The following is a 25,460-nucleotide window of genomic DNA, read 5'->3' on the forward strand; positions in this document are numbered from 1 at the left end:
ATTTAATTAAGAGTAAAAAATAGGAGTTGTGTACATGTACGATTATGATTACTTCAGATTTGATGATGACGCTAGAGAAGATGATGAGCCAGAAGAACTAGATTATCTTGATGATGATTTTGTATGTCCTTACCTACAATTTTCCTCAAACCATACCCCTATGTGTATGAGCAGACAGCGAGATAACTTTCCACCAGGGCCTCCTCCAGCCAATGTTCCTCAAGCACCTCAAAACTTAGCACCTGGTTCAAGTACAAAATTTGTAGATCCAGGTTCTATAAGACGATGCTTATTTAAATTCGTTTATATTTGGCCAAATAGAGGCAATGGATTCTGGGCATGGTTAACTCATGTAGGAAGAAGATCTATTTCAGGTTATAGATGGCATAGAAATAGATGGGTTTATTTTGGAATGGATTTACGTCAAATAAGAAGTTTTATGTGCCGTTAACATTGATCCTAAAAATATAACTGACATAGTTACCAATTAAAAAATAAGCTTATACTCAGGATATTTCTACGTATAAGTTTATTTTTAAGTTTAGAAATTCTATATCATAAGAAATTTTTTAAACATTATGTGAAATAGTATTAGGAATATGAGAAAAAACGCTAATATCCTATGATCTACAAGCCATTTTCCCTTCATATTCCTACTTTTAAGTCCATATACTCCTAAACATGCTGTCGCAACCATAACTACAGCTGCAGCAAGCCCCGGTATGGAAATGCCCTTATATTTATACATAATATAACCATGGCACACTACAGCTATAACTCCTATAATTCCAACCAACTTGTGATATTTTATAATGCATTTCATAAAAGCTTTATATATATGCGCATACTGTTTTTTATCCTTTGGTAACTTCTTTATATATTTCCTATTTATATACTTTATAAAGAAATTAAGGAGTAATATAAAATACACCCAAAATCCAACCCATCCCAAGAATTTTCCAAGTTCCTTCATAATCTTACCCTCCCATTTTCTTTCAAATGCCTAAATAACTTAGTGTGTCATTTATGTTAATTTCATATAATATATATTAGAGGTGTGAATAAAATGTCTTGTTTAAACACAATGTCCCCTACACAGCTTGCAGTACTTAGTACTTTTATAGCCATTGTTATAACTAAGGATAAAAGTGCAGATGAAATAAATGTTCTTGGAAACGTAATTGCATCAACTGGAGCTACTGTACTTTCTATCGCAGCTCAGATGCAGTACCTCGAGTCAATTCAGAGTAAAAAAGATCAAATTCATGACTTAAAAAAGCAGCTTAATGACCTAAAATAGATATATCAAGACATAATTTAACTCAGCTTTTTTAATTAATAGTTAATGTGGATTTTTTTCCGTTACACTACAAAAAATCTTTGATTAAGCTTTTTACCACTCGTTTTGCTAAAGCAAAACATTACTAAGCACTGACTTATATAAATTTAAAGATTTTTTGCGAAAGCTAAAAATCATCCTTCACTATTAATTCTTCATTATTAATTCTTCATTATTAATTCTTAACTCACAAAGTTTTTAATATGCAAAATTTAATTTATTAATTTTAGCAATCAAATTCAATTTTAGCATACTCTTATACTACTCATCTGCTAATCTATAGCCTACTCCAACCTCTGTATATATATACTCAGGCTGTGCAGGATCTTTTTCTATCTTTCGTCTCAAATTTGCCATGAACACCCTTAATGATTTAGTCTCACTTCCCAAGGATGAACCCCATATTTCACGAATAATAAAATTATGAGTAAGCACTTTTCCTGAATACTTACATAAAAGTGCCATTATCTTATACTCTATAGGAGTTAAATGTATCTCTTTACCTTCTACAGTTACACGTCTTTTATCGAAATCTATAAATAGCTTTTTTACCTTAAAATTATTCAATATCTCATGTTGATCCTTGTTTACAATAAGATGCCTTAAAGACACACGAATTCTAGCAAGCAATTCACTTATACTAAAAGGTTTAGTTAAATAATCATCTGCCCCCTTATCAAGTGCTTCAACTTTCTGTCTTTCATTTCCTCTTGCAGATACAACTATAATCGGAATGTTAGACCATCCTCTTACTTTTTCTATAACTTCAATTCCATCAATATCTGGAAGACCCAAATCTAATATTATAAGATCAGGATTGTGTGACATTACAAGAGAAATACCCTCATTTCCCTTATCTGTTTCAATATATTTATATCCCTGGGAAGATAAAGCTGCTGTAATAAAATTTCTTATTGGTCTGTCATCTTCAATTACAAGAATATAAGGCTTACTATCCATCACTCTTCCTCCTTACATTAACTCATTACTTAGGCGTTTGCGAAACGCTACAACCCGTATAAATGCGGTGTATTTTTTGTTACAAAACAAAATAACTCCTCACTGATTTATGGTAAAATTGAATTGCAAAGAAACAAAATCACCATATACCTCAGAAAGGAGTTATATATTTATGATACCATATAAACAGCTTTCTTTGGCAGATATTTTTTCTGATTGCAAAGAAAAATTTGAAAATAACAAGCCTCAGTTTCTTTCTTTACTTGAAAATACTATTAACCTTGATGATTTAATCCCTGCTTCCTTCATAAATCATTTTTATGCTTCTACTGGAAGGCCCCGTAAATACAGTCTTTACGCCATGCTCCGTGCTTTGATTTTGCAGCACATTTTTTCTATTCCTACGGATTCCCTTTTGATTATTTTTCTTAAATATTCTCAAGAGTTAAGGGATTTCTGCGGTTTCCTTAAAGTCCCTGATGCTTCTAAATTCACACGTTTTAAACAGGATTTTATTCTGGACTTACAATTGATATTTGATAATCTCGTTGATATTACTGAACCAATATGCCAGCAAATTGACCCCAAACTTGCTTCTATGACTATTTTTGATACTTCTGGTATCGAAGCTTTTGTTACTGAAAACAACCCTAAGTATGCTAACCGCATCATAAAACAGCTTAAGACTTTTAAGAAAGTACATGCTTTAGATGATTCTTATGATCCTTATAAAGCTGCCTATGGTTCTATGCCTCCACACGCTTCAGCTAATCCGGCCATTCAACAAATGTACATTAACGGTCATTTTTGCTATGCTTTTAAATTTGGCATTGTAACCAACGGACTTGGTATTGTAAGAGATATTTCATTTTACAATCAGGATTTTCTAAAAGCACATCCTGATATTGTTATTGAGAAAAAATCTGATTCACCGGATGAAGATAAATCTCTTGCTGATTCTAAAGCTCTTATACCTGTTCTTATGGATTTCTTTGCAAAACATCCTTTGATAAATCCAAAAATCTTTTTAGGTGATGCTGCTTTTGACAGCATTCTGATTTATCGATACCTTTTGCATGATTTGAAATTTGAAAAGGCATTCATTCCATTAAAAACTAAACTTGCATCAAAAGAATTCGACTGCCCTTTAAATGAAAATGGTATTCCATGCTGTCCTTATGACCATTCGCTTCCAATGAAACGAGAAGGCAGTAAAACACACTTACGTTCTGGAATTCCATCAATGAAATTCGTATGTCCCAAAATGAAATGGGTATACAATAAAAAAACTAAAAAGAGCAAACGTGTAACTCTATGTGAAAATCCATGTACAAAATCTTCTTGCGGCAGAATGTTTTACATTTATCCTGAAAAGAATCTTCGTGCATATCCTGGAACTACTCGTGGAACTCTCCAATGGGAAAACACTTATAAAATCAGGACTGCTGTCGAGAAAAACATCAACCATTTCAAAGGCAGTTATTGCGTTGCGGATCGTAAGACACAAAATGAGCTAACGCTTCATTCTGACTTACTTCTAGCCGGTATAACTCAGCTAATAACAGTTATTGTAGCAAATAAAATACATAAAAATGAATATATTAGAAGCCTAAAACCATTAATTGCATAAATTTTATTTGTAAAAAATAGAAACCCAACTTTGCTTTATTTCGTGCGCCCTTTTTTATCAATATGGCTATTTCAAATCATAAAAATTTGTCTTTAAACTTCTAACAATACTTTTGCAACTTCTAAACATCTTTTATTCATTTTTATTAGCGAGTTTCGCAATTACCTAACTCATTACTATTACTTTCCCCTTTAGGGATGTTAAACCTAAAAATAGCCCCTCCTTCTTTTTTGTTTTCCGCTTCAATTGTACCACAATGGGCTTCAACTATGGATTTACAAATGGTAAGTCCAAGTCCCACACCACGTCTTGAATCTGCTATACTGCTGCCATTGGTAAAAAACCTATCAAATATATGGGGCAATATTTTATCTGATATTCCTATTCCATCATCTATGACTTCAAAAAATACATCGTCTACACTTTCATAAACTTTTATTTGTATAAACGATTGTTTCTTAGAAAATTTTGCAGCATTCTGAATTAAATTTATAAGTACTTGCTCAATTAAATTTCCATCCATAGGAACCATTATAAGTTTCTTTGGAACTTCTACCTTTATTTTATGGTCTTTAAAATATTTAGAGCTTCTCTGAACTGCCTCTGATACTACTTCCTCCACCAGTTCTAGATTTTTATTGATTTTCATATTTCCCTCATCAAATTTAGTCATACTAAGGAGATTCTCTACAAGACTTATAAGCCATTCTGTATCGTCATAAATCCCATTTAGCAAGTCTTCCTTAGTCTTTTCTGGTATAAATTTACCGTTTTCTATAATAGTACTTACTGCTCCCTTAATTCCTGCAAGGGGACTTCTTAAATCATGAGAAATAGATCTTAAAAGATTGCTTCTAAGCCTTTCACGTTCAATTTCCACTTTGGATTTTTCCTGCTGTCCTACAAGTATTTCTCTGTCAAGTGCAATAGCCATTTGGCCCGTTACAGTTTCTACAATAAATTTCTGATCATGGCTTAAAAAATCTTTTTCACAGGAAACTCCAATAACTCCTAATATCTTATTTTGCACTTTTATTGGAATGTAGTATCCCCTTGCCCTATAAAATGTATCTGTACCAGAACCAGCTTCCTTGCCTTTCAAAAAACTCCAGTAAGCTACAGCAGCCTCATCTTTATTCAAAATTGAATCATCTTTTTTTAATTCATCCAAATAATATACAAAAGGAGTTGAAAGCTTGTTATCTATAGATAGGTAACATACCACAGTCCTGTCCACAAGTCTTGATAGATATTTTATAGCTATGGAAATTACATCAGAATTTCCAACTGCACTTAAAAGTTTACTTGTCACCCTATACAATGTCTGTGTTCTTTTTTCCCTAGTATAGGACTCATCCGCATCCCGCTGGATCCTATTTGTCAAATTTCCTATTACAAATGCCTCAATAAGTATCATTATAAATGTAATCAAGTAATTTTTATCATAAAAATGAAAAGACCTCTTGGGCTGAACAAATAAATAATTAAATATAGATACACCTACTAAAGAAGATATTATACCCATTAAGTAACCCGTAGTCTGCATATATACAATTATAACACCTAAAATAAAAATCATAATAACATTGGCTTCTGAAAAACCCACATAGTCAAAAATTATAGCAGCACAAGTTACTATTGATAAAATTAAAGCAGCTTTAATAGCTTCCTTTAAGGATAAATTAAATTCTTTACTAAATTTCTTAGTAATCTTGTCACTTTTCTTATCATATAGTGAATTTGGTATCACATAAACATCGATATAAGAATTAGAATCCATAAGTTTATCTACTACATCTTTTGCATAAAAATGAAATACCTTACTTGTTTTTTTGTTGTTCTTACCTATTATTATCTTAGTTATATTTCTAAATTTTGCATATTGTATAACTTGATCTGCTATGTCATCCCCATATATTGTAACTACTTCTCCACCTAATTGCTCTCCTAAATTAAAATATGAATTAAGTCTTTTTCTATCTTCTTTACTTAATTTCTGAGATTTAGTAGTTTCTACATATACTACTATCCATTTTGAATGATAAACTTCTGCCATTCTTGCAGCTGTTCGTATAACCCGAAGAGATGAAGGTGATGAACTTATACATGCAAGTATTTGATCGGACGCAGGTACTACAGTAATCTGACCTTTTGAAAGCCTTGCAGTTTCAATTTCATAGTTTACCCTATCAGCCGTTTTTCTAAGGGCAATTTCCCTTAAAGCATATAAATTGCTTTTAGTAAAGAAATTATGAAAGGCACTCTTTACCTGATCTCTTGCATATACTTTACCATCGCTAAAACGCTTTAAAAGTTCATCTGGTTCTATATCTATAATTTCAACTTTATCCGCGTTATCAAATACTTTGTCTGGAATAGTTTCTCTTACGGAAATATGAGTTATACTTTCAACTACATCATTTAAACTTTCAATGTGTTGAACATTTAGCGTAGTATATACATCAATTCCAGCTTCAAGAAGCTCCTCTATATCTTGCCACCTTTTTCTATGTCTTTTTCCCTTGGCATTGGTGTGGGCAAGTTCATCTACAAGTATTATCTCAGGCTTTCTTGAAAGTGCTGCATCCAGATCAAATTCTTTTAAAATTACCCCCCTGTAGTCGATAACTTTAGTATTTATACTCTCAATCCCTTTAGTCAAATCCATAGTTTCTAATCTTTCATGGGATTCAATATAACCTATCACTATATCTTTTCCCAAATTTTTAATGTCATGGGCTTCTCTAAGCATGGAATAGGTTTTTCCAACTCCCGCAGCATATCCAAAAAATATTTTTAATTTTCCCCGTCCACTTTCACTCTCTTCTTTTTCCACTTTGTTTAAAATACGATATGGATTAGGTCTTTCATTATAATCTATAATAATCACCTCCATATAGAACTTATATCACATATTTATTTTCTCATTTTTCTAGATAAAATGTAACATGTTTTTCATAAAATTTATTGAATTCAATTCTATCCCCCTTAATTTTTCCTTCAATATATTCTTTTGGATAGGAAACCGTCTCGCCTTTCTTTAACATTAATTTCATATTGTTATTTTCTATGCTATACTTGCCTTTAGTATAAACAGCTTCTCTGTATAAATTATTTATTATTGTATAATTATTATTTTTATCAAGTATTAAAATTGTATTATTCTGGGGACACTGATATTTACCTATATAGGGATATTTATTATTATCTTTCTTTACAAAAACCACTATAAATACAGCAATAATTATACATGATATTATGACACCCATCTTCTTCATGATACTATCACCTACTTCTCCAATTAAAATAAAATTTATTTATTTAAAATCGAGGCTATTTCAAGATTAACTTTTAGTACATTTACTCTAGGCTCACCTAAAATTTTAAAAGTTTTATCTTCCGTATATTTATGGACTATCTTACGAATATTTTCTTCACTTATACCTGTTGCTTTTGATACAGCAGGAATCTGTATCTCTGCAGCTTTAGGACTTATATCAGGATCAAGACCAGATCCTGAACTTGTAAGGAAATCTGTCGGTATATCTTCTTTCTTTACCCCTGGATGAGTTTTTAAGAAGTCATTCATATCTTTTTTAACCCTATCCTGAAGTGCTTTATTTGACGGTGCCAAATTTTGAGATCCAGATGATACACCAGTGTAAGCCACTTTTCCACTCTTATCTGGTTTCAAATCTGCCTTTGTATAAGTGTTATAGTTCACAGCCGAAACCCTTCCTCTAAAGAACCTTGGATCTGTAAAATTCTGTCCTATTAGTTCAGAGCCTACCTCTTTGCCATTTACCGTTATAACACTTCCATTTGCCTGTTTATGGAAAAACACCTGACCTACACCTGTTATAAAAAGCGGATATATAATACCGCAAATTATCATCAAAACAACAGTTAATCGAATAGATTTTTGGAGCATCTTCATATTAAAACCTTCCCTTCTCAAAATATCTAACCTAAATTAAGAATTCTAACTAATGGAGTTATTAGTAAGTCTATAATTTTTATTCCTATAAATGGAGCAATAATTCCTCCAAATCCAAAAACAAGCATATTCCTCAAAAGCATTGTCTCTGATCTCATAGGTCTATATTTTACGCCTCTCATAGCAATAGGTATTAAAAGAGGTATTATTATGGCATTGAATATTAACGCAGATAGTATAGCACTATAAGGTGTTGCCAATTTCATAACATTCATCACCTGCATTCTAGGTATGGCTACTGTAAACATAGCAGGTATTATAGCAAAATATTTAGCTACATCATTAGCTATACTAAAAGTTGTAAGTGCTCCCCTTGTTATTAAAAGCTGCTTTCCTATTTCAACTACTTCAAGTATTTTAGTAGGATTTGAATCTAAATCCACCATGTTAGCAGCCTCTTTAGCTGCAGTGGTACCACTGTTCATAGCAAGTCCTACATCTGCCTGTGCCAATGCTGGAGCATCATTTGTTCCATCTCCTGTCATAGCCACAAGTTTACCTTCTGATTGTTCTTTTTTTATAGCTTCTATTTTATCCTCTGGCCTGCATTCAGCAATAAAACTATCCACTCCTGCCTCTTTAGCAATAGTTGCTGCCGTAAGTGGGTTATCTCCGGTACACATTATAGTTTTGATTCCAATTTCACGAAGCCTTTGAAATCTTTCCACAAGACCTGGCTTTACAGTATCTTTAAGATATATAACTCCATAAATTTTATTATCTACACATACTACAAGTGGTGTTCCTCCCAAGCTTGCTATTTTGTTTACAATATCATCTAGTCCATCTGGAATAGCCCCTTCTAATTTCTCCACTCTATCTTTTATAGCATCATAGGCCCCTTTTCTTATGGAAGTACCATCCTTTAAATTAACTCCACTCATTCTAGTCTGTGCTGTAAATTTTTCAAATTCCATATCCTCATATTTAGATTTTTCCACTTTTGAACCCAATTTATATCCAAGTTCTACTGTAGATTTGCCCTCCGGCGTATCATCCCTTAAAGAACATAAAACAGCATAATCTATAAGATCTTCTTTAGATACATGTTCTACGGGAATAAAATCTGCAGCTAGCCTATTTCCAAAAGTTATGGTACCAGTCTTGTCAAGTATCATGGTATCTACATCTCCACAGGATTCGACTGCTTTTCCAGACATAGCTATAACATTAAATCTTGTGACTCTGTCCATTCCAGCTATACCAATTGCAGATAACAGTCCTCCTATTGTTGTTGGTATGAGGCAAACTAAAAGAGCTATAAGAGTGGATATTGAAAGCTTTACCCCTGTATAAGAAGCCATGGGATAAAGTGCTACAAGTACTATAAGGAAAATAAGTGTTAAACTTACAAGCACAGTATTAAGGGCAATTTCATTAGGTGTTTTCTGTCTTGATGCTCCTTCTACCAAACTTATCATTTTATCCAAGAAGGATTCTCCCGGAGTTGCTGTAATTTTTACTTTTAACCAATCACTTACAACCCTGGTTCCGCCTGTAACTGAAGCAAAATCCCCTCCTGACTCTTTGACAACAGGTGCTGATTCACCGGTTATTGCAGATTCATCTACAGATGCTATACCACAAACAACCTCCCCATCATTTGGGATTATATCTCCATTTTGTACTAAAACTACATCACCTTTTTTAAGTTCACTTGCACTTATAACTTTTACATTGTCATTTAAATCAAGTAATTTTGCAGAAGTATCCTTACGGGTTTTCTTAAGCGTTTCTGCTTGAGCTTTTCCTCTTCCTTCAGCTATTGCTTCTGCAAAGTTTGCAAACAATATTGTTACAAACAAAATTAGAGCTACTACAAAATCGTAAATTCTCAGATTATTCCCCTTATCTCCGAATATACTAGGGAAAATTGTACTTATCAAAGATATTAAGAATCCAATTTCAACTACAAACATAACAGGATTTTTAATCATATATCTAGGATTTAATTTTTTTAAAGCTTCTACAATTGCGTCTTTCATTATGCTCTTTGTAATAAACTTAGATTTTTTAATTTTATTTTTCATAATCACACCATTCCCTTTTTATATTCATAATGTAAGCTGTTCTGCAATAGGTCCAAGAGACAATGCTGGGAAAAACGTAAGTGCACCAATTATCAAGACAATAAATACTAAAGTTATAGTAAATACCCCATTGTCTGTTTTAAACGTACCTGCAGTTACAGGTATTGCCTTCTTTGAAGCTAAAGATGCTGATACAGCAAGCAGTATTATCATAGACAAATATCTTCCAAAAAACATTACTATGCCTGCCGTCGTATTCCAAAACATAGTGTTATCTGAAAGTCCCTCAAATCCAGAACCATTGTTTGTAGCTGAACTTGAAAATTGATATAATATCTGTGTAAGTCCATGAAATCCTGGATTTGATATGCCTGCAATTCCCTGAGGTACAACAAGTGCTAAAGCTGAAAACATTAATATCAAAAATGGATGTATAATAATAGCAAGTGCTATTAATTTAATTTCTTTTCCCTCAATTTTTTTTGAAAGAAATTCAGGGGTTCTTCCTACCATAAGTCCACACAGAAAAACAGTAAGTATCGCATACATGATCATATTCATAAACCCTACACCTTTTCCACCAAATATTACATTGAGCATCATGTTTACAAGTGCCACAAGTCCACCTATAGGTGTCAGTGAATCATGCATGTTATTAACAGCACCACAGGATGTAGCCGTAGTAGCTGTAGTAAAAAGTGCGGACATAGGTATTCCAAATCTAACTTCCTTGCCTTCCATATTGCCCATAATTTGATTAAGTCCTAAATTTCCAAGTATAGGATTACCTGCTTTTTCAGCTACATAACATATTGCAATTCCAATTACAAATAACACACTCATAGCTAAAAATATAGATATAGCCTGTTTTTTCTTTTTAATCATATGTCCAAAACATACCACAGTTGCTCCTGCAAAAAGAAGGAATGAAATTATCTCAAAAGCATTTGTAAGTGGTGTTGGATTTTCAAATGGATGAGCTGAATTGGCACCAAAAAATCCTCCTCCATTAGTTCCAAATAGTTTTACTGATTCCAAACTTGCTACAGGCCCCATTGGTATGTCCTGGAGCTTTCCCTCTATAGTCGTGATTGTTTTATTAGCTGATAATGTCTGTGGGACACCCTGTTGAATATAAAATATAGACACTACAATACACACAGGAAGAAGTATTCTTGTTATAATCCTTACATAATCTACATAAAAATTTCCCAGTGTTTTTTTCTTTCCTGCAAGTCCTCTCATAAATGCCAGTGCTATAGAAAGCCCTGTTGATGCTGCGAGAAACATAAAAAATGTAATTACTATCATCTGACTAAAGTAAGAGAGCCCTGATTCCCCACTGTAATCTTGAAGGTTAGTATTTGTTAAAAAACTTATTACAGTATTAAATGTAAGTTCCTGTTCCATGCCTCCTATATGATTAGGATTTAAAACATGTATAAACTGTATTCTCAAAATTATATATGCTAAAACAGCTGGAACAGCATTACATAAAAGCAAAGCCAAAATATATTGTTTCCATGTCATTTCTTCCTTTGTTATTCCTGAAATTTTATAAATAAAATTATCAACTTTATCAAGTACAGGATCTAAAAATGTTTTTTCATGTTCTGCAACTTTATAGATGTATTTACCTGTTGGAATACAGAGCAGAACAAAAATAACAAGTATAATTCCAATTTGCAATATTTCCATATTATTAACCTCCACATCCTATAGTTAAAATTTCTCTGGATTAAATAATGCATAGCACAAATATCCAAACAATAAAATAATCACAATTACTAAAAAGATCATAAACATTCCTCCAACTTATTGTTTTTTACTTATTTGATTTTCACACCACTTTATAAAATATTTTAATGACAAAAATCCTATTAAAAGCAAAGCTACAAATATAATATCCAGCATTTTTATCCCTCCTCCACGTTTCTTACTTAGCCCTAATACTATCACCTTATGTATAAAATTAGAGTTAAGATAAACCCTACCTATGTAAAAATTGCATAAATGTTTTATCCGATGGCTACCAGCCGTAATACCTTTATCGCACACAACGAAAGCGACTGTCACCAAATCAAAGATTTGGGACATCTGCTTTTCTTATAAAGTGGAGGATAACGGCTGCTACGCCCCTGGATAACGATTTCTAAGTTTCGGATGAAGAAAAAACTCCACCTGAAACCAAGAACTCTGTTTATTCCAAAAAAAAAGAAATCCACAAAATGTGAATTTCTTTCTTAACTCTCCATTTTTTACTATTATATTTTTCAAAGCTAAAATACTTTTCTCTGGTAATAGTAAAATGGTTCTAGGTTTTCTAACTAAAAAATAAACTTATGCGTAGAAATATTTTACAATAAGCAAGTACATTTAAATATTTTGTATATAAGTCTTAGGTAAAAATTTAAAAAAATTTAGGACTTTTGAATTGTTTGAGGTACGAGTTTTCAAAAGTCCTCAGTATTTTTTTAAATTTCCCCTTAGACTTATTAAAATATTTAACCGTACTTGTAGTTGTAAAAATATTCGGAGCATAAGTTTATTTTGGGTTTAGAATCTCTATACATATTTAATTTTCATCTATTATATAAGGCACTGTAACTATTGCTATATTTCTTCTTTTAAGAAGAATAGTTTTAATCAATAATGCAGTTTGATTGTGCAAAATATTTCCCCACCATTTAGTAACTACAAATTGTGGAAGTACAACAGTTATTGTATCCTTAGGTCCTGCAGCATACTCTTCAGAATCTATAAACTTTGCAAGAGGCTTTATAATACTTCTATAAGGAGATTTTTTCACTATTATAGGTATACCTATATTATATTCATTCCATTTCTTTAAAAGTTTATTAGTCACCTCATCATCTACAGAAACGTGAAATATTATTATATTCTCAGATATAGTTCTAGCATAATTTAAAGCTTTCAGAAAAGATTTATTTAAGGTATCTATAGGTACTATTACGTATCTCTTTTGCCCCTCAAAACTTACCTTCTCATATTTTCTCAGCTCATCCATTGAAAGCCTCAGCTGCTGTGCAACTTTTAAGTAATGTCTTTTTATCTTTTCCATGGTATATACAATTATAGGTATAAGTATGAAAACTACCCACGCACCACGAGTAAACCTAGTAACTCCTATAATAATAGTTGTAACAAAAGTTAACACTCCACCTAATCCATTTATAAATGCCTTGTGTTTCCATCCGTTTATTTTAATTTTAGTCCACCTTTTGAACATACCGCACTGAGATAAAGTAAATGATATAAACACTCCTACAGCATAAAGTCCTAGCAAATAATGGGTATCTCCTTTAAATATTATAACTAATATAGCAGCTAGCAAACCAAGCATTATTATACCATTTGAATAATTAAGTCTTTTACCACGTTTTGCAAACTGTCTTGGGGCATATCCATCTTTAGCCATAAGAGCAAGTAACAGCGGAAGTCCTGCAAAAGCAGTATTACATGCCATAACAAGTATAATGGCTGTAGCTGCCTGAATTATATAAAATAAAACTCCTCCATTAAATACCTGCCACGAAATCTGAGCAACTACAGTTACATTAGAATTTGGAACAGCATGATAAAGTGTAGCCAAATAGGAAATTCCCCCAAACATTAAAAGTACTATAAAAGCTAAAAGCATTAACACAATCTTAGCATTTTTCTGTGATGGTTCCCTAAAGTTTGGAACTCCATTACTTACAGCTTCCACACCTGTTAAAGCCGTACACCCTGCTGCAAAAGCCTTTAAAAATAGAAATATAGTTATAGTTCCAGAAACATCAGGTATCTTATAACTGGATTTAGGTACATACCCCATAAAATTTATTTTTATTATTCCCCATATAAGCATAACTAATATTAAAAATATAAATATATAAGTTGGAACTCCAAATACCTTTGAAGATTCTCTTATGCCCTTTAAATTTCCAATTACTAAAAGCGTTATAAGCACTAGAGTTATAGTAACCGTGTGTGGAAGCAGGGATGGTATTGCTGAAGTTATAGCAGCAGTTCCTGCTGAAGCACTTACTGCTACAGTCAATATATAATCAATAATTAATGAAGCTCCTGCCACAAGACCAGCGGTTGTCCCTAAATTATCTGTTGCTACAATATAAGAACCTCCACCACCTGGATAGGCATCTATAGTTTGTCTATATGAAAATATAAGCATAAACAATAAAAATATAATGCATAGTGAAGCATAGAGCATATATCTATAGGACAAAAGCCCCATAACCGGCATAAGTATCAATAATATTTCTTCTCCAGCATAGGCTACAGAGGAGATGGCGTCACTTGACATTATTGGCAGTCCCCAAAATACATTGAATTTTTCACCTTTTAATTCCTCGGTTTTTAAGCTTTTACCTATAAGAGCATTTGATACATTTCCTAAATTTAAATTCATTTTTAACACCTCCTAAATACAAATTAGATATCTCAGCTTTCGCACATACGAAATTAACTTAATATAAAAAATTGCGAAAGTTAAGTTAAATATATTAATAAACCCCTTGTCAAAAGTTGATTTCCTAATTTTGATTTTACTATATTACCACCTTAAACATAAATTTTGAGTTAAGATTGTACTTGCCTGTATAAAGATTCTATAAAGATTTTATTTAAAAATGTACCGTTACATTTTGCAAATACTCAATTACGAATATAATATATAAATAATAAAGCTTTATTTCATTCATTTATTATAGACTCCATTAATACTAGTTCATGGAGATTTTATAACTTAATCAATAAATCTTTAGATAATATAGGAGGATAATAATATGGGACAATATGAAATAAATAAAAATTTAGCCCAGATGTTAAAAGGTGGAGTAATAATGGACGTAGTAAATAAAGAGCAAGCCATTATTGCTGAAAAAGCTGGAGCCTGTGCGGTTATGGCTTTAGAAAGAGTTCCCTCTGATATAAGAAAAGAGGGAGGGGTAGCCAGAATGTCTGATCCTAGAATGATAAAAGAAATACAAGAAGCTGTATCCATACCTGTTATGGCAAAAGTTAGAATAGGTCATTTTGTTGAAGCTCAGGTGCTTCAGCAGTTGAATATAGATTTTATAGATGAAAGTGAAGTTTTAACTCCTGCAGATAACTCTTACCATATAAATAAATGGGACTTCAAAGTACCTTTTGTATGCGGAGCTAGAAATTTAGGTGAAGCCCTGAGAAGAATCGGTGAAGGAGCCGCAATGATAAGAACAAAAGGTGAAGCTGGAACTGGAAATGTTGTTGAAGCTGTAACTCATATGAGAACTATGGTAGATGGTATATCAAAAGTTAAAAGTGCAAAAAAGGAAGAGCTTATGACACTTGCAAAAGAATTTGAAGCACCTTATGATTTAATAAGATATGTATGGGAAAACGGAAAGCTACCAGTAGTAAACTTTGCAGCAGGTGGCATCGCAACTCCAGCAGATGCTGCACTTATGATGCAGCTTGGAGCTGAGGGGGTATTTGTAGGTTCTGGAATATTTAAATCTGAAAATCCCCAAAAAAGAGCCACCGCTATAGTACTTGCTACAACTTATTACAATGATCCTAAAAAAATTGAAGAAGTTTCAGAAGACCTAGGAGAAGCAATGCCCGGACTTGAAATTGATAATTTAGATCAAAAATATGCACAGCGAGGATGGTAAATCATGAAAATCGGAGTATTATCATTTCAAGGTGGAGTAGCAGAACATATTCACCATGTTAAAATGCTTAAATCTGCTGCTGTAGAAATAAAAAATTCATATCAGCTGAATGACATTGATGGTATCATACTTCCTGGCGGAGAAAGTACCACAATAGGGAAACTTTTAATAGACACAAATATGATGGAACCCTTGCGAAAAAAAATATTAAATGGATTGCCTACTTGGGGAACCTGTGCAGGGATGATATTACTTGCAAATTCTATAGAAGATTCAAATGAAGGCTATCTAAAAGTTATGGATATTAAGGTGAAAAGAAATGCATATGGAAGTCAAATCAATAGTTTTAGTACAGAAGCTTTAATTCCCCAGGTATCTTCTTCTAAAATACCTTTAGTTTTTATAAGAGCCCCTTTTATTACTGCCATAGGCAGTAATGTTAAAAACTTATGTAGCATAGGTAAGCATGTAGTTGCAGCAAAATATAAGAACATTTTAGCAACCTCATTCCATCCCGAGCTTACAGAAGACTTAAACTTCCACAAATATTTTCTATCCATGTGTAGGTAAAAATAAAAACTTAGGATTTCAATTTAAATCCTAAGTTTTTACCATTTTAAATAATTATCTTTCTTCCCTTGAATATGAAATGCCCAAAGCTTTAGGCATAGCTGAAGGTCTACTTTTAGTTTCTCTAGTTGTAAAAATTAGAACTACAAAAGTAAAAATATACGGAAGCATTTGTAGTATATATGTAGGAATAACAAAGCCAAAAGCCTGCAGATGAAGACCCAGTGAACTTATAATTCCAAAAATATAAGCTCCTACCACAGCACGAATTGGATTCCATAATGCAAATATCACAAGGGCTATGGCAATCCACCCCCGTCCTGCTGTCATATTTTCACTCCATGAAGGAGAATACGCAAGAGATATATAAGCACCCCCTGCCCCAGACAGCATACCACCTAAAATTACACATACATATCTTACTAAAAAAACATTTATTCCTGCAGCATCTGCAGCACCAGGATTTTCTCCAGCAGCTCTCAGTATGAGTCCAGATTTAGTTTTATAAAGCACAAACCAGATTACAAAAACCAGTATAAAACTCAAATACACCAAAAGATCATTTTTGAAAAGTATTGTCCCTATCACTGGTATTTTACTTAAGAGTGGAATATCTATAGCTTTAAATGAGGCAGCTGGAAGAGTTCCTATGTAGGATTTTCCAAGGTAGGCACTAAGTCCCGTTCCAAATATAGTAAGTGCCACACCACTGGCTACCTGATTAGCTTTTAACTTTATAGTGAGAATAGCATGAAAAAATGCTAAAGCCGCACCAGCAGCAATCCCTGCTATAAACCCAAACCATTGATTTTTAGTATGAATGCTAACTATAAATCCTGTTACAGCACCTACAAGCATCATTCCTTCTACACCTAAATTCATTACTCCTGCTCTCTCTGTCAAAAGTTCTCCAAGACAAGCATATAATAAAGGCGTTCCTGCAACAACTCCCGCTGCAAACACTGAAATTATAAAAGTACTATTCATGTTATCAAGCTTCCTTTCTCACTAATTTATACTTGAGTAATATTTCGCTCCCCAGTACGAAAAGTAATATGGCACCTTGAAACATTAAAACCATACTTAATGAAAAGCCTGATGTTTGCAAATTATATCCACCTACAAAAAGACCTCCCATAAAGAAAGAAACTATAACTATTCCCAAAGGACTAAGTCTTGCCAGAAGTGCAATTATAACTGCTGTATATCCATATCCAGGTGATATATTCTGTTGAAGTTTATGAATAGCTCCTGATACCTCTACCATTCCTGCAATTCCTGCAATTCCTCCACTTATAAACATAACAATTAAAATATTTCTGACATAATTCATACCTGCATAGATTGCTGTGCTTTTATTACCGCCGCTTACCCGTATCTCATACCCCCATCTAGAATATTTCAAAACAATAAACATCAACACTGCTATTCCTATTCCAATAAATAGACCTATATTTATGTCTGTATTACCAAAGGAGGTTAAAGTTGCACTTTCAGAAAAGGTGGCACTTACAGGAAAATTTTTGCCCTTTGGATCTTTCCAAGGGCCAAATACCAGATATTGAACCCATAATATAGCTATATAATTGAGAAGTAATGTAGTTATAGTTTCATTTATATTTAAAAATGCCTTTGGAATCGCTGCAACCATTGACCATAATCCACCTGCTATAAAACCTGCTATCATCATAAGTGGCAGCAATTCATAGGCGGGCATATTTGGAAAAGATAGTGCAGCCCAAGAAGCCCCAAAAGCTCCCATGAAAAACTGACCTTCAGCACCTATATTCCAGAGCTGCATACGAAAAGCCAGTGATACTCCAAGAGAAGTAAGCATAAGTGGTATAGATTTCGCTACAGTTTCTGAAAGTCCATAGGTTGAACCAAAAGCACCAGAAAATATTTGGGAACATACATCTATAGGATCATTTCCAGTAATAGCAATGATAATAGCTGAAAATACAATTCCACCAATTACAGATATAATAGAAACCATTACCTTTTTCATCATAGAACAGGAGTCCGTTTTTTTTAGTTTCCACCCTTTAAACACGTCAATCACTGTAATTCTCCTTTCTACTTCCAGACATCATTAGTCCAATAGATTCCATAGTAACCTCAGATGAATCTACTATTCCCATAATAGAGCCTTCATGCAAAACACATATTCTATCTGAAAGCTGTATTAAATCTTCCAGTTCTTCAGAAATAAGAAGAATTGCTCTACCTTTATTTCTTTCATCTATTAAAAGTTTTTTTATGTATTCTGAGGCACCTATATCAAGTCCTCTGAAAGGATATGCCAAAACAATAAGATTTGGATCTGACTGTATTTCTCTAGCTAAAAGAAGCTTTTGCATATTTCCCCCTGACATAGTTTTCACAGGGGTATTCAAAGAAGCTATCTTGATATGAAACTTTTCTATTATATTAACTGTGTTATCATACACTTTTCTCCAGTTAATATGATATCCCGGCATCCTTCGATAATTTTCAAGTATCATGTTTTCGCAAGCATTCATATCAGCTACAAGACCTACCGTCATCCTATCTTCTGGTACATAACTTATTCCCTTATCTATAAACTTTCTTCTGCTTTCATTTATACAATTTGCTTCATTTAAAAATATATTTCCTTTTTTTATTGGTGCCAAACCTGAAATAACTTCTGCCAGTTCCTTCTGTCCATTGTCATCAATACCTGCAATTCCAAATATTTCTCCTTCATGTATGCTAAATGATATATTTTTTAGTTTTACAGATCCACTTTTGTCCTCTGAACACACATCTTTTAATTCCAAAATTTTCTTTCCACTTGATACTGTTTTTTTACTGGAAACATGTACTATATTTCCGTCCACCATCATTTTCGCCATATCTTTTTCTTTAACATCTTTTGTGTTAAAAGTACCCATGGATTTTCCATCACGCAGTACTGTAATTCTATTAGTATTTTCCATTACTTCTCTCATTTTATGTGATATTACTATAATGGATTTTCCCTTTTTAGCTAAAATACCCAGTGTTTTGTAAAGTGATTCCCCTTCCTTAGGGGTAAGTACTGCTGTAGGTTCATCCATTATAAGTATTTTTGCACCATGCATAAGTGCTTTTACAATCTCAACCTTTTGTTGTTCTCCTACTGTAAGTTGCCATATCTTAGCTTTAGGATTTACATAAAGTCCATATTCTTGAGCATTTTTTTCAATTTCATCTTCAATATACTTCTTGTTGTAAATTTCTTTTAAATTTCTAAGTCCCAACATTATATTTTCTGCCACAGTAAAAGCTCTTACTAACTTAAAATGCTGATGTACCATACCTATGCCACAATCTATGGCATCTCTAGGAGAGTTGAATTCAACATTTTTCCGATTTATCTTTATTTCACCGCTATCTGGTTTATATAGACCCGTTAATATATTCATAAGGGTACTTTTGCCTGCTCCATTCTCACCTAAAAGAGCATGAATTTCTCCAGCATTTAATGAGAATGAGATTTTATCATTAACTGCTATTCCTGAAAATTCTTTTGAAATATTAGTCATTTCAACTATAGGTTGTTTCTCCATATTATCACTCCCAACCTTTAAAGTTTACATACCGACCCATTTAGAAGCCGGTATGTAAAAATAATATATTCTATTTAGAGATTGTTCCTTCAACGCCTTTTACAAACCAATTAATAGAAAGCATTTGTTCATCCGTAAGTTTTTGTCCTTTAGCAACCTTTAAGTTACCAGCTTGATCATATATTGGCCCTTCAAATACATTTAACTTATTATCTATAATGCTCTGCCTCTGTTTTGAAATAAGTGTTTTTACATCATTTGTTACCATTGGACCAAAAGAACCTATATCAACTATTGAATCATCTTTAATTCCACCCCAGTATTGTCCAGATTTCCAGGTACCATTAGCTACAGCTTTAACAGTCTTGACATAATAAGGTCCCCAATTCCATATTGATCCTCCAAGCACTGCCTTTGGAGCTTTTGACCTCATATCAGAACTAAAACCAATTCCATATACCCCTCTTTCCTGGGCAGCCTGCATTACAGTAGTAGAATCAAGATGCATTGCAAGTACATCAGCCCCCGCATCTATTAAACTATTAGTTGCAGTTTTTTCAGTAGCAGGATCACTCCATGAATTAGTATAAACTACTTTAACTTTTACATTTGGATTTACTGATTGTGCTCCCAAAGTAAAGGCATCAATATTTCTTACAATTTCAGGTATTGAAAACGGAGCCACAAATCCAATTATATTACTCTTTGTATTCTTACCTGCCAAAATACCTGAAAGATATCTTCCTTCATAATCACGTCCAGCATATGTTCCTAGATTGTTTGACGTTTTGTATCCAGTACAATGCATGAAAATTACATTTGGAAATTTTTTTGCTACATTAACCATATAATCCATGTACCCATAAGTTGTTCCAAATATAACCTTATTGCCTTTTTGAGCAAGCTGTGTGAATACTTTCTCCGAGTCTGCTGTTTCAGGGACATTGTCCACATATGTTACTTCTGCATTTGGCATATTAGCAGCTAAATACTTTCGTCCTTGATCCTGGGCATAATTCCATCCCGTATCTCCTATAGGCCCCTCATAGACAAAAGCTACTTTGATTTTTTTATTGTCAGAAGTTGTTTTTTTCTGGTCCTGACATCCTACAATCAAGGTAGATAGTACAAGAATAGCACATAATAAAATTAAACTTCCCTTTCTTATTTTCTTCATAACACTTTCCCCCTATTTTAATTTGTTAGTGTAAATGTTTTTACACTATTTAACCTCTATATTTTTCATACCCTTAAAAATATAGATTATAACCTTTATTTAATATGAAAATAAGGCCAAGCTTTATTTAATTTAATAAAGATTGACCTTATTTTCATATACTCAGTCAATTAGTATCTTCTTTTTTATAAAAAGTGGATACATTTACATGACTTTATGATATTCTTTTTTAGCTTTTTCGTCAATATATAGACAGAAGGTCAACTTCAAAAGTTGAATTAATTAATAAAGTAGCTAAGAATTTTAGAAAGAAAATATGATCAATTTGTGGTAAAATAATTGTGTAAATCATAATTTTATATAAATATAATAGGAGGTAATAAGTATGAAATTATTTATAGATACCGCTAATGTAGAAGAAATAAGAAAAGCTAATGAAATGGGAGTAATTTGTGGAGTTACTACTAATCCTTCTTTAATCGCAAAAGAAGGCAGAGATTTTAAGGAAGTAGTAAAAGAAATAACTACTATTGTAGACGGGCCAATAAGCGCTGAAGTAATAAGCTTAGAATCTGAAGGAATGGTAAAAGAAGCCAAAGAACTTGCAAAAATACATAAAAATATAATAATAAAAATTCCTATGACTGTAGAAGGATTAAAAGCTGTAAAAATTCTTTCAAAAGAAAATATAAAAACCAATGTAACATTAATATTTTCTCCAGCACAAGCACTTTTAGCTGCAAGAGCTGGTGCAACTTATGTAAGTCCTTTCTTAGGAAGACTAGATGATATTGGAATGAACGGAATTGAATTAGTTGAACAAATATCTGATATTTTTAAAATTCATGACATAAAAACAGAAATTATAGCAGCCAGCATTAGAAATCCTCTTCACGTTATAAATGCTGCTAAAGCAGGATCAGACATTGCCACTGTTCCATATAAAATATTAATACAAATGACTAAACACCCACTAACAGATATAGGAATACAGAGATTTTTAGATGACTGGAAAACAGTACCTAATAAATAAGATAGATTATATAATTTGACATCAACAAAAATGTATATATTATAATTATTAATGTAATTTACAAATATTTAGAATTTATATAAAACAAGGGGTGAAAATTATGAATGATGCGTCACAATTTCATAAAGAGGGATTTAATTGTGCAGAATCTATAATTAAAGCTTTTAACAGAGACAACAATTTAAATATTCCTGTCTCAATTGCAAGTCCATTTGGTCTTGGTATGGCCGTACAAAGTACTTGCGGTGCTGTTACTGGAGCACTTATGGCTATGGGCTCCGTAAAAGGAAGAAACGAGGCTTCTGTACAAAATGAATCTAGAAAAATTGCAAAAGAAATAATGAACAAAGTAACAGAAAAGTATGGCACTTTTGAATGCTCTAAATTAAAACAAAAAGGTATATCTTGTGATGAGATAATAGATTATACTTATGAGATTCTTAAAGATTATGCAAAATAATAGTAATCGATAACCACTATAATATATTATGACTTATTAAAGCTTGTACTATCAGTAAAATGTACACTGATAGTACAAACTTTTAGTTATGCTTAATAACTGCTTTAACTCATATTAATAAATTTTCACTTTATTAATGAACGCTTTATATTCACAAAAAGCCACTATATTTCTACTTTGATTTTGATCTTATTTTCTACTCTTATGTACAGGGTTCTCAGCAATATGTTATTTACTAACAATTCTTTACCATATCAGCAATGGAGTAACTTGGCGAGCTTGTGATTGCCTTCACATTTCTTTGAAATCGTTCATATCTAAAACAGCAATAATCAAGAAAATCATCTCCACTGTAATGTCTAATCATAGCCCATACCATCCAAAGTAAATCTTGTGCTACCATATAACTTTTTATCTTTACTATTTCTTCAGGTGTCGGAAGTTGTCCATAGTAGTCAACAAGAAGATATTGAATTGCTTCCTCGGTTAATTTAGATTCAAGAATATATGAAGCTACGTCCCAGCTTGGATCATTCATTCCGGAATATTCCCAATCTATAAGGTAGGTCTTTCCATTACTATCAACAATAAAATTTTCAGGAACCGTGTCATTATGGCACGGAACAGAAATTGTTTTTTTAATATTCTTTTCCATAAAATCAAGCAATTGTTTTTTTAATGTAGCGTAGTCAAAGAAAAAATCACCATTAAGCTTTTGAATTATATGTTCATATTTATTTAACTCCATCCGCCAATTAAATGAATTAGAAAAACACTTTTTGCTAGAGTGAGTTTTTTTCATGAGATCAGAAACAGATCTAAGCGTTATAGGAGAACATGGATCAACTTGAGCAATATTTTTGCTGTTTTCAATATATACGCTAATTTTTATTCCACTATCCTCATCAAAATAAATACACTCAGAATTCAAACCAAGCTCTGCTGCTATTTTATCATTAAAACTTTCAATTTTACGATCAATCATCAGATTGGTCATGGCACCCGGTTGTCGGACAACATACTGTTTTCCATTGATATTCATAATATAGTTATAATTGGTAAGTCCACCTGCAAAACGAGATTTATCAAACATTATACTGTCATCGTTAAAAGCAAGACACAGTTTTTTTTGTACTAATTCTTCCATTTTCATAAATAATCCACCACACATATTTCAATCTTTTGTTTTGTCAATAAAAAACACAAGTAACCACCTAACACCGGTTTGTAACTTTCTGATCATACCCATTATTAATTTAATTATAACAATAATAGTCCCAAAAATCAACATATCGCTTTCTATTAGAGCCTTTATTAAATATTTCATACCTTTTTTATAGATTATATATATTCTAATAGCAGTATTAATTGTAACTTCAAAAAAATGCAATAACAAATCATGTTTTGAAGTAGATATTGTTCAATAAAAGCAATATTGTACCATATAAATTTCTAACTAGATACAATAGTGCTAAAACTATATATTCTATTTACAATAAACTAGCCACTTTGTATGCTACCATGTAAAGTGATAATTGCGAAAGCATTTATTAAAAAAATAACAAAGTTTATTAAAAATCTGTAAAAAGTAACTGTAGAAAGAATAGGAGGGAAAATCATGGAAGACAAGTTTGAAAATTTTAATTTGAAATCCAAGATTTATTTTAATAGGGAATCTATTCAACTTTTAGAGCAAGTCACTGGTTCTCGAGCATTTATTGTTGCAGATGCTATTATGGGAAAACTTGGATATCTTCAAAAAGTAATAGATTACCTAAGCAAAGCTGGAATAAGTTCCGTTGTTTTTACGGGGGTACACCCTGATCCAGACGTCAATGTAATTGCAGATGCAATGAAATTGTACAAAAAAAGCGACGCAGATGTTCTCGTAGCACTAGGTGGAGGATCCAGTATTGATACCGCTAAGGGAATAATGTATTTTGCATGTAATTTAGGAAAAGCAATGGGCCAAGAAATGAAAAAACCTCTATTTATTGCAATTCCATCAACAAGTGGTACAGGCTCTGAAGTAACAAACTTTACTGTTATTACTTCTCAGAAAGAAAAGGTATGCATTATAGATGATTTTATTGCACCAGATGTTGCAATACTTGACTCAAGTTGTATTGATGGTCTGCCTCAGCGTATTGTAGCAGATACTGGTATAGATGTTCTAGTTCATTCTATTGAAGCCTATGTTTCCAAAAAAGCAACTGACTTTACAGACGCTCTTGCTGAAAAAGCAGTTAAATTAATTTTTGAGAATCTTCCAAAAATTTATAACGATAGTAAGGATTCCGAAGCTCGAGATCATGTTCAAAACGCTTCCTGTATAGCAGGAATAGCATTTACAAATGCTGGTCTTGGAATTAATCACAGCTTGGCTCATGCTATGGGTGGATCTTTCCACATTCCTCACGGCCGATCCAATGCACTTCTACTTAATGCAGTAATGGAATACAACGCTAGCTTGGTTGGAAATGCAAGCGAACATGCTATGGAAAAATACGCAAAACTAGCATCAATTCTACACCTTCCAGCTCGAACAACTCGCGAAGGCGCTGTAAGTTTTATTGAAGCTGTAGATAAATTAATAAAATCCCTAGGTGTTGAAGATAATATTCGATCTTTTGGGATTAAAGAAGATGAGTTTCAAAGTGCTCTAAATCATATGGCAGAAACAGCAATGCAAGATAGATGCACTCCAACTAATCCTAGAAAACCTTCTAAAGAAGAACTTATACATATTTATCAAAAATGTTATTAATAAGTATCTCAACTTTCTCAATTTAGTTGAAAGTTGATAATTGATAGTGGACAGTGAAGGTGGATTTTTTGTGATAACTAGAAATCATCCTTCACTATTAATTTTTCATTATTAATTCTTAACTTGCGAAGCTTTGCTTTGCATTATTTTTAAATTATGTCTTAGTGCTTATAGTAAAAATTAATTTATTACTTAAAACTAGGAAAAATTAGAATCTAAATGTTTTATATTTGCCCTCTTTTTTTGA

The 25,460-nt window shown here is 32.5% G+C and carries 21 protein-coding genes and 1 pseudogene; 8 read left to right on the top strand and 14 right to left on the bottom strand.

The window, feature by feature from the left end; all coding sequences use genetic code 11:
* Positions 1 to 34: 34 nt before the first annotated feature.
* Positions 35 to 451 (top strand): hypothetical protein, encoded by a 417-nt coding sequence (locus tag B5S50_RS09145; RefSeq protein ID WP_065078431.1) that lies wholly within the window; start codon positions 35 to 37, stop codon positions 449 to 451.
* A 99-nt stretch (positions 452 to 550) separates the two neighbouring features.
* On the opposite strand, the gene B5S50_RS09150 is transcribed toward B5S50_RS09145, so the two are convergent.
* Entirely contained in the window at positions 551 to 973 is a 423-nt protein-coding gene (locus tag B5S50_RS09150; protein ID WP_217303633.1) for a hypothetical protein, read from the bottom strand.
* A gap of 93 nt (positions 974 to 1,066) precedes the next feature.
* Here B5S50_RS09150 and B5S50_RS09155 point away from each other — a divergent pair, with 93 nt between their 5' ends.
* The gene (locus tag B5S50_RS09155; RefSeq protein WP_065078433.1) at positions 1,067 to 1,300 is read left to right on the top strand and encodes a hypothetical protein; all 234 of its coding nucleotides are present in this window, start codon (positions 1,067 to 1,069) and stop codon (positions 1,298 to 1,300) included.
* Positions 1,301 to 1,600: 300 nt separating this feature from the next.
* Here B5S50_RS09155 and B5S50_RS09160 read toward each other — a convergent pair whose 3' ends face one another.
* Positions 1,601 to 2,299: a response regulator gene (locus tag B5S50_RS09160; RefSeq protein WP_065078434.1), complete on the bottom strand. Its 699-nt coding sequence runs from the start codon at positions 2,297 to 2,299 to the stop codon at positions 1,601 to 1,603.
* 172 nt (positions 2,300 to 2,471) lie between these two features.
* Between B5S50_RS09160 and B5S50_RS09165 the strand changes: the two are divergent.
* Positions 2,472 to 3,816: pseudogene (locus tag B5S50_RS09165) on the top strand (transposase).
* 258 nt (positions 3,817 to 4,074) lie between these two features.
* Here B5S50_RS09165 and B5S50_RS09170 read toward each other — a convergent pair.
* The 7 genes from B5S50_RS09170 to B5S50_RS09200 all read right to left on the bottom strand — a co-directional run bounded on the left by B5S50_RS09170 (position 4,075) and on the right by B5S50_RS09200 (position 14,388).
* Positions 4,075 to 6,810: a sensor histidine kinase KdpD gene (locus B5S50_RS09170; RefSeq protein ID WP_217303793.1), complete on the bottom strand. Its 2,736-nt coding sequence runs from the start codon at positions 6,808 to 6,810 to the stop codon at positions 4,075 to 4,077.
* A gap of 43 nt (positions 6,811 to 6,853) precedes the next feature.
* Positions 6,854 to 7,207 carry a hypothetical protein gene (locus B5S50_RS09175; protein ID WP_122057776.1) on the bottom strand — a complete coding sequence of 118 codons (354 nt, stop codon included), beginning with the start codon at positions 7,205 to 7,207 and terminating at the stop codon, positions 6,854 to 6,856.
* Between the two features lie 35 nt (positions 7,208 to 7,242).
* Positions 7,243 to 7,866 carry a K(+)-transporting ATPase subunit C gene (locus B5S50_RS09180; protein ID WP_122057777.1) on the bottom strand — a complete coding sequence of 208 codons (624 nt, stop codon included), beginning with the start codon at positions 7,864 to 7,866 and terminating at the stop codon, positions 7,243 to 7,245.
* Positions 7,867 to 7,892: 26 nt separating this feature from the next.
* Positions 7,893 to 9,956, bottom strand: a complete 2,064-nt coding sequence (gene kdpB, locus B5S50_RS09185) for a potassium-transporting ATPase subunit KdpB (RefSeq protein ID WP_217303634.1) — start codon at positions 9,954 to 9,956, stop codon at positions 7,893 to 7,895.
* Positions 9,957 to 9,980: 24 nt separating this feature from the next.
* Positions 9,981 to 11,654 carry a potassium-transporting ATPase subunit KdpA gene (gene kdpA, locus B5S50_RS09190; RefSeq protein WP_217303635.1) on the bottom strand — a complete coding sequence of 558 codons (1,674 nt, stop codon included), beginning with the start codon at positions 11,652 to 11,654 and terminating at the stop codon, positions 9,981 to 9,983.
* A 24-nt stretch (positions 11,655 to 11,678) separates the two neighbouring features.
* A complete protein-coding gene (gene kdpF, locus B5S50_RS21935) occupies positions 11,679 to 11,762 on the bottom strand; it encodes a K(+)-transporting ATPase subunit F (RefSeq protein WP_081442095.1) in 84 nt (27 codons plus the stop codon).
* Between the two features lie 769 nt (positions 11,763 to 12,531).
* A complete protein-coding gene (locus B5S50_RS09200) occupies positions 12,532 to 14,388 on the bottom strand; it encodes an APC family permease (protein ID WP_065078439.1) in 1,857 nt (618 codons plus the stop codon).
* A gap of 376 nt (positions 14,389 to 14,764) precedes the next feature.
* On the opposite strand from B5S50_RS09200, the gene pdxS reads away from it, so the two are divergent.
* The gene (gene pdxS, locus B5S50_RS09205; protein ID WP_122057781.1) at positions 14,765 to 15,634 is read left to right on the top strand and encodes a pyridoxal 5'-phosphate synthase lyase subunit PdxS; all 870 of its coding nucleotides are present in this window, start codon (positions 14,765 to 14,767) and stop codon (positions 15,632 to 15,634) included.
* A 3-nt stretch (positions 15,635 to 15,637) separates the two neighbouring features.
* Positions 15,638 to 16,204 (top strand): pyridoxal 5'-phosphate synthase glutaminase subunit PdxT, encoded by a 567-nt coding sequence (pdxT, locus tag B5S50_RS09210; RefSeq protein WP_063602103.1) that lies wholly within the window; start codon positions 15,638 to 15,640, stop codon positions 16,202 to 16,204.
* A gap of 54 nt (positions 16,205 to 16,258) precedes the next feature.
* On the opposite strand, the gene B5S50_RS09215 is transcribed toward pdxT, so the two are convergent.
* The 4 genes from B5S50_RS09215 to B5S50_RS09230 all read right to left on the bottom strand — a co-directional run bounded on the left by B5S50_RS09215 (position 16,259) and on the right by B5S50_RS09230 (position 20,953).
* Entirely contained in the window at positions 16,259 to 17,191 is a 933-nt protein-coding gene (locus tag B5S50_RS09215) for an ABC transporter permease (protein ID WP_217303636.1), read from the bottom strand.
* A gap of 4 nt (positions 17,192 to 17,195) precedes the next feature.
* Positions 17,196 to 18,266, bottom strand: coding sequence for an ABC transporter permease (locus tag B5S50_RS09220; RefSeq protein WP_122057784.1), 1,071 nt, complete (start codon positions 18,264 to 18,266; stop codon positions 17,196 to 17,198).
* A complete protein-coding gene (locus tag B5S50_RS09225; protein ID WP_217303637.1) occupies positions 18,259 to 19,776 on the bottom strand; it encodes an ABC transporter ATP-binding protein in 1,518 nt (505 codons plus the stop codon). Before B5S50_RS09225 ends, B5S50_RS09220 begins: the two co-directional genes overlap by 8 nt.
* Before the next feature lie 70 nt (positions 19,777 to 19,846).
* Positions 19,847 to 20,953: a BMP family ABC transporter substrate-binding protein gene (locus B5S50_RS09230; protein ID WP_063602106.1), complete on the bottom strand. Its 1,107-nt coding sequence runs from the start codon at positions 20,951 to 20,953 to the stop codon at positions 19,847 to 19,849.
* A gap of 385 nt (positions 20,954 to 21,338) precedes the next feature.
* On the opposite strand from B5S50_RS09230, the gene fsa reads away from it, so the two are divergent.
* A complete protein-coding gene (gene fsa / locus B5S50_RS09235; protein ID WP_013240561.1) occupies positions 21,339 to 21,986 on the top strand; it encodes a fructose-6-phosphate aldolase in 648 nt (215 codons plus the stop codon).
* A 100-nt stretch (positions 21,987 to 22,086) separates the two neighbouring features.
* Positions 22,087 to 22,446 (top strand): C-GCAxxG-C-C family (seleno)protein, encoded by a 360-nt coding sequence (locus B5S50_RS09240; RefSeq protein ID WP_063602108.1) that lies wholly within the window; start codon positions 22,087 to 22,089, stop codon positions 22,444 to 22,446.
* Positions 22,447 to 22,681: 235 nt separating this feature from the next.
* Here B5S50_RS09240 and B5S50_RS09245 read toward each other — a convergent pair whose 3' ends face one another.
* On the bottom strand, positions 22,682 to 23,617 hold the full coding sequence (locus B5S50_RS09245; protein WP_013240563.1) for a choline kinase family protein: 936 nt from the start codon (positions 23,615 to 23,617) through the stop codon (positions 22,682 to 22,684).
* Between the two features lie 447 nt (positions 23,618 to 24,064).
* On the opposite strand from B5S50_RS09245, the gene B5S50_RS09250 reads away from it, so the two are divergent.
* Positions 24,065 to 25,213, top strand: a complete 1,149-nt coding sequence (locus B5S50_RS09250) for a 1-propanol dehydrogenase PduQ (protein ID WP_217303638.1) — start codon at positions 24,065 to 24,067, stop codon at positions 25,211 to 25,213.
* Positions 25,214 to 25,460 lie beyond the last annotated feature (247 nt).

Source organism: Clostridium sp. 001 (assembly GCF_019056555.1).
Lineage (GTDB): Bacteria > Bacillota > Clostridia > Clostridiales > Clostridiaceae > Clostridium_B > Clostridium_B ragsdalei.

What these genes read in the sequence shown, in the direction of transcription:
- kdpF (WP_081442095.1), bottom strand. Translation starts at nt 11,762, where the DNA reads ATGTTTATGATCTTTTTAGTAATTGTGATTATTTTATTGTTTGGATAT.
- pdxS (WP_122057781.1), top strand. Translation starts at nt 14,765, where the DNA reads ATGGGACAATATGAAATAAATAAAAATTTAGCCCAGATGTTAAAAGGT.
- B5S50_RS09240 (WP_063602108.1), top strand. Translation starts at nt 22,087, where the DNA reads ATGAATGATGCGTCACAATTTCATAAAGAGGGATTTAATTGTGCAGAA.
- pdxT (WP_063602103.1), top strand. Translation starts at nt 15,638, where the DNA reads ATGAAAATCGGAGTATTATCATTTCAAGGTGGAGTAGCAGAACATATT.
- fsa (WP_013240561.1), top strand. Translation starts at nt 21,339, where the DNA reads ATGAAATTATTTATAGATACCGCTAATGTAGAAGAAATAAGAAAAGCT.
- B5S50_RS09230 (WP_063602106.1), bottom strand. Translation starts at nt 20,953, where the DNA reads ATGAAGAAAATAAGAAAGGGAAGTTTAATTTTATTATGTGCTATTCTT.
- B5S50_RS09215 (WP_217303636.1), bottom strand. Translation starts at nt 17,191, where the DNA reads ATGAATAGTACTTTTATAATTTCAGTGTTTGCAGCGGGAGTTGTTGCA.
- B5S50_RS09250 (WP_217303638.1), top strand. Translation starts at nt 24,065, where the DNA reads ATGGAAGACAAGTTTGAAAATTTTAATTTGAAATCCAAGATTTATTTT.
- B5S50_RS09160 (WP_065078434.1), bottom strand. Translation starts at nt 2,299, where the DNA reads ATGGATAGTAAGCCTTATATTCTTGTAATTGAAGATGACAGACCAATA.
- B5S50_RS09245 (WP_013240563.1), bottom strand. Translation starts at nt 23,617, where the DNA reads ATGTGTGGTGGATTATTTATGAAAATGGAAGAATTAGTACAAAAAAAA.
- kdpA (WP_217303635.1), bottom strand. Translation starts at nt 11,654, where the DNA reads ATGGAAATATTGCAAATTGGAATTATACTTGTTATTTTTGTTCTGCTC.
- B5S50_RS09200 (WP_065078439.1), bottom strand. Translation starts at nt 14,388, where the DNA reads ATGAATTTAAATTTAGGAAATGTATCAAATGCTCTTATAGGTAAAAGC.
- B5S50_RS09150 (WP_217303633.1), bottom strand. Translation starts at nt 973, where the DNA reads ATGAAGGAACTTGGAAAATTCTTGGGATGGGTTGGATTTTGGGTGTAT.
- B5S50_RS09180 (WP_122057777.1), bottom strand. Translation starts at nt 7,866, where the DNA reads ATGAAGATGCTCCAAAAATCTATTCGATTAACTGTTGTTTTGATGATA.
- kdpB (WP_217303634.1), bottom strand. Translation starts at nt 9,956, where the DNA reads ATGAAAAATAAAATTAAAAAATCTAAGTTTATTACAAAGAGCATAATG.
- B5S50_RS09155 (WP_065078433.1), top strand. Translation starts at nt 1,067, where the DNA reads ATGTCTTGTTTAAACACAATGTCCCCTACACAGCTTGCAGTACTTAGT.
- B5S50_RS09225 (WP_217303637.1), bottom strand. Translation starts at nt 19,776, where the DNA reads ATGGAGAAACAACCTATAGTTGAAATGACTAATATTTCAAAAGAATTT.
- B5S50_RS09175 (WP_122057776.1), bottom strand. Translation starts at nt 7,207, where the DNA reads ATGAAGAAGATGGGTGTCATAATATCATGTATAATTATTGCTGTATTT.
- B5S50_RS09145 (WP_065078431.1), top strand. Translation starts at nt 35, where the DNA reads ATGTACGATTATGATTACTTCAGATTTGATGATGACGCTAGAGAAGAT.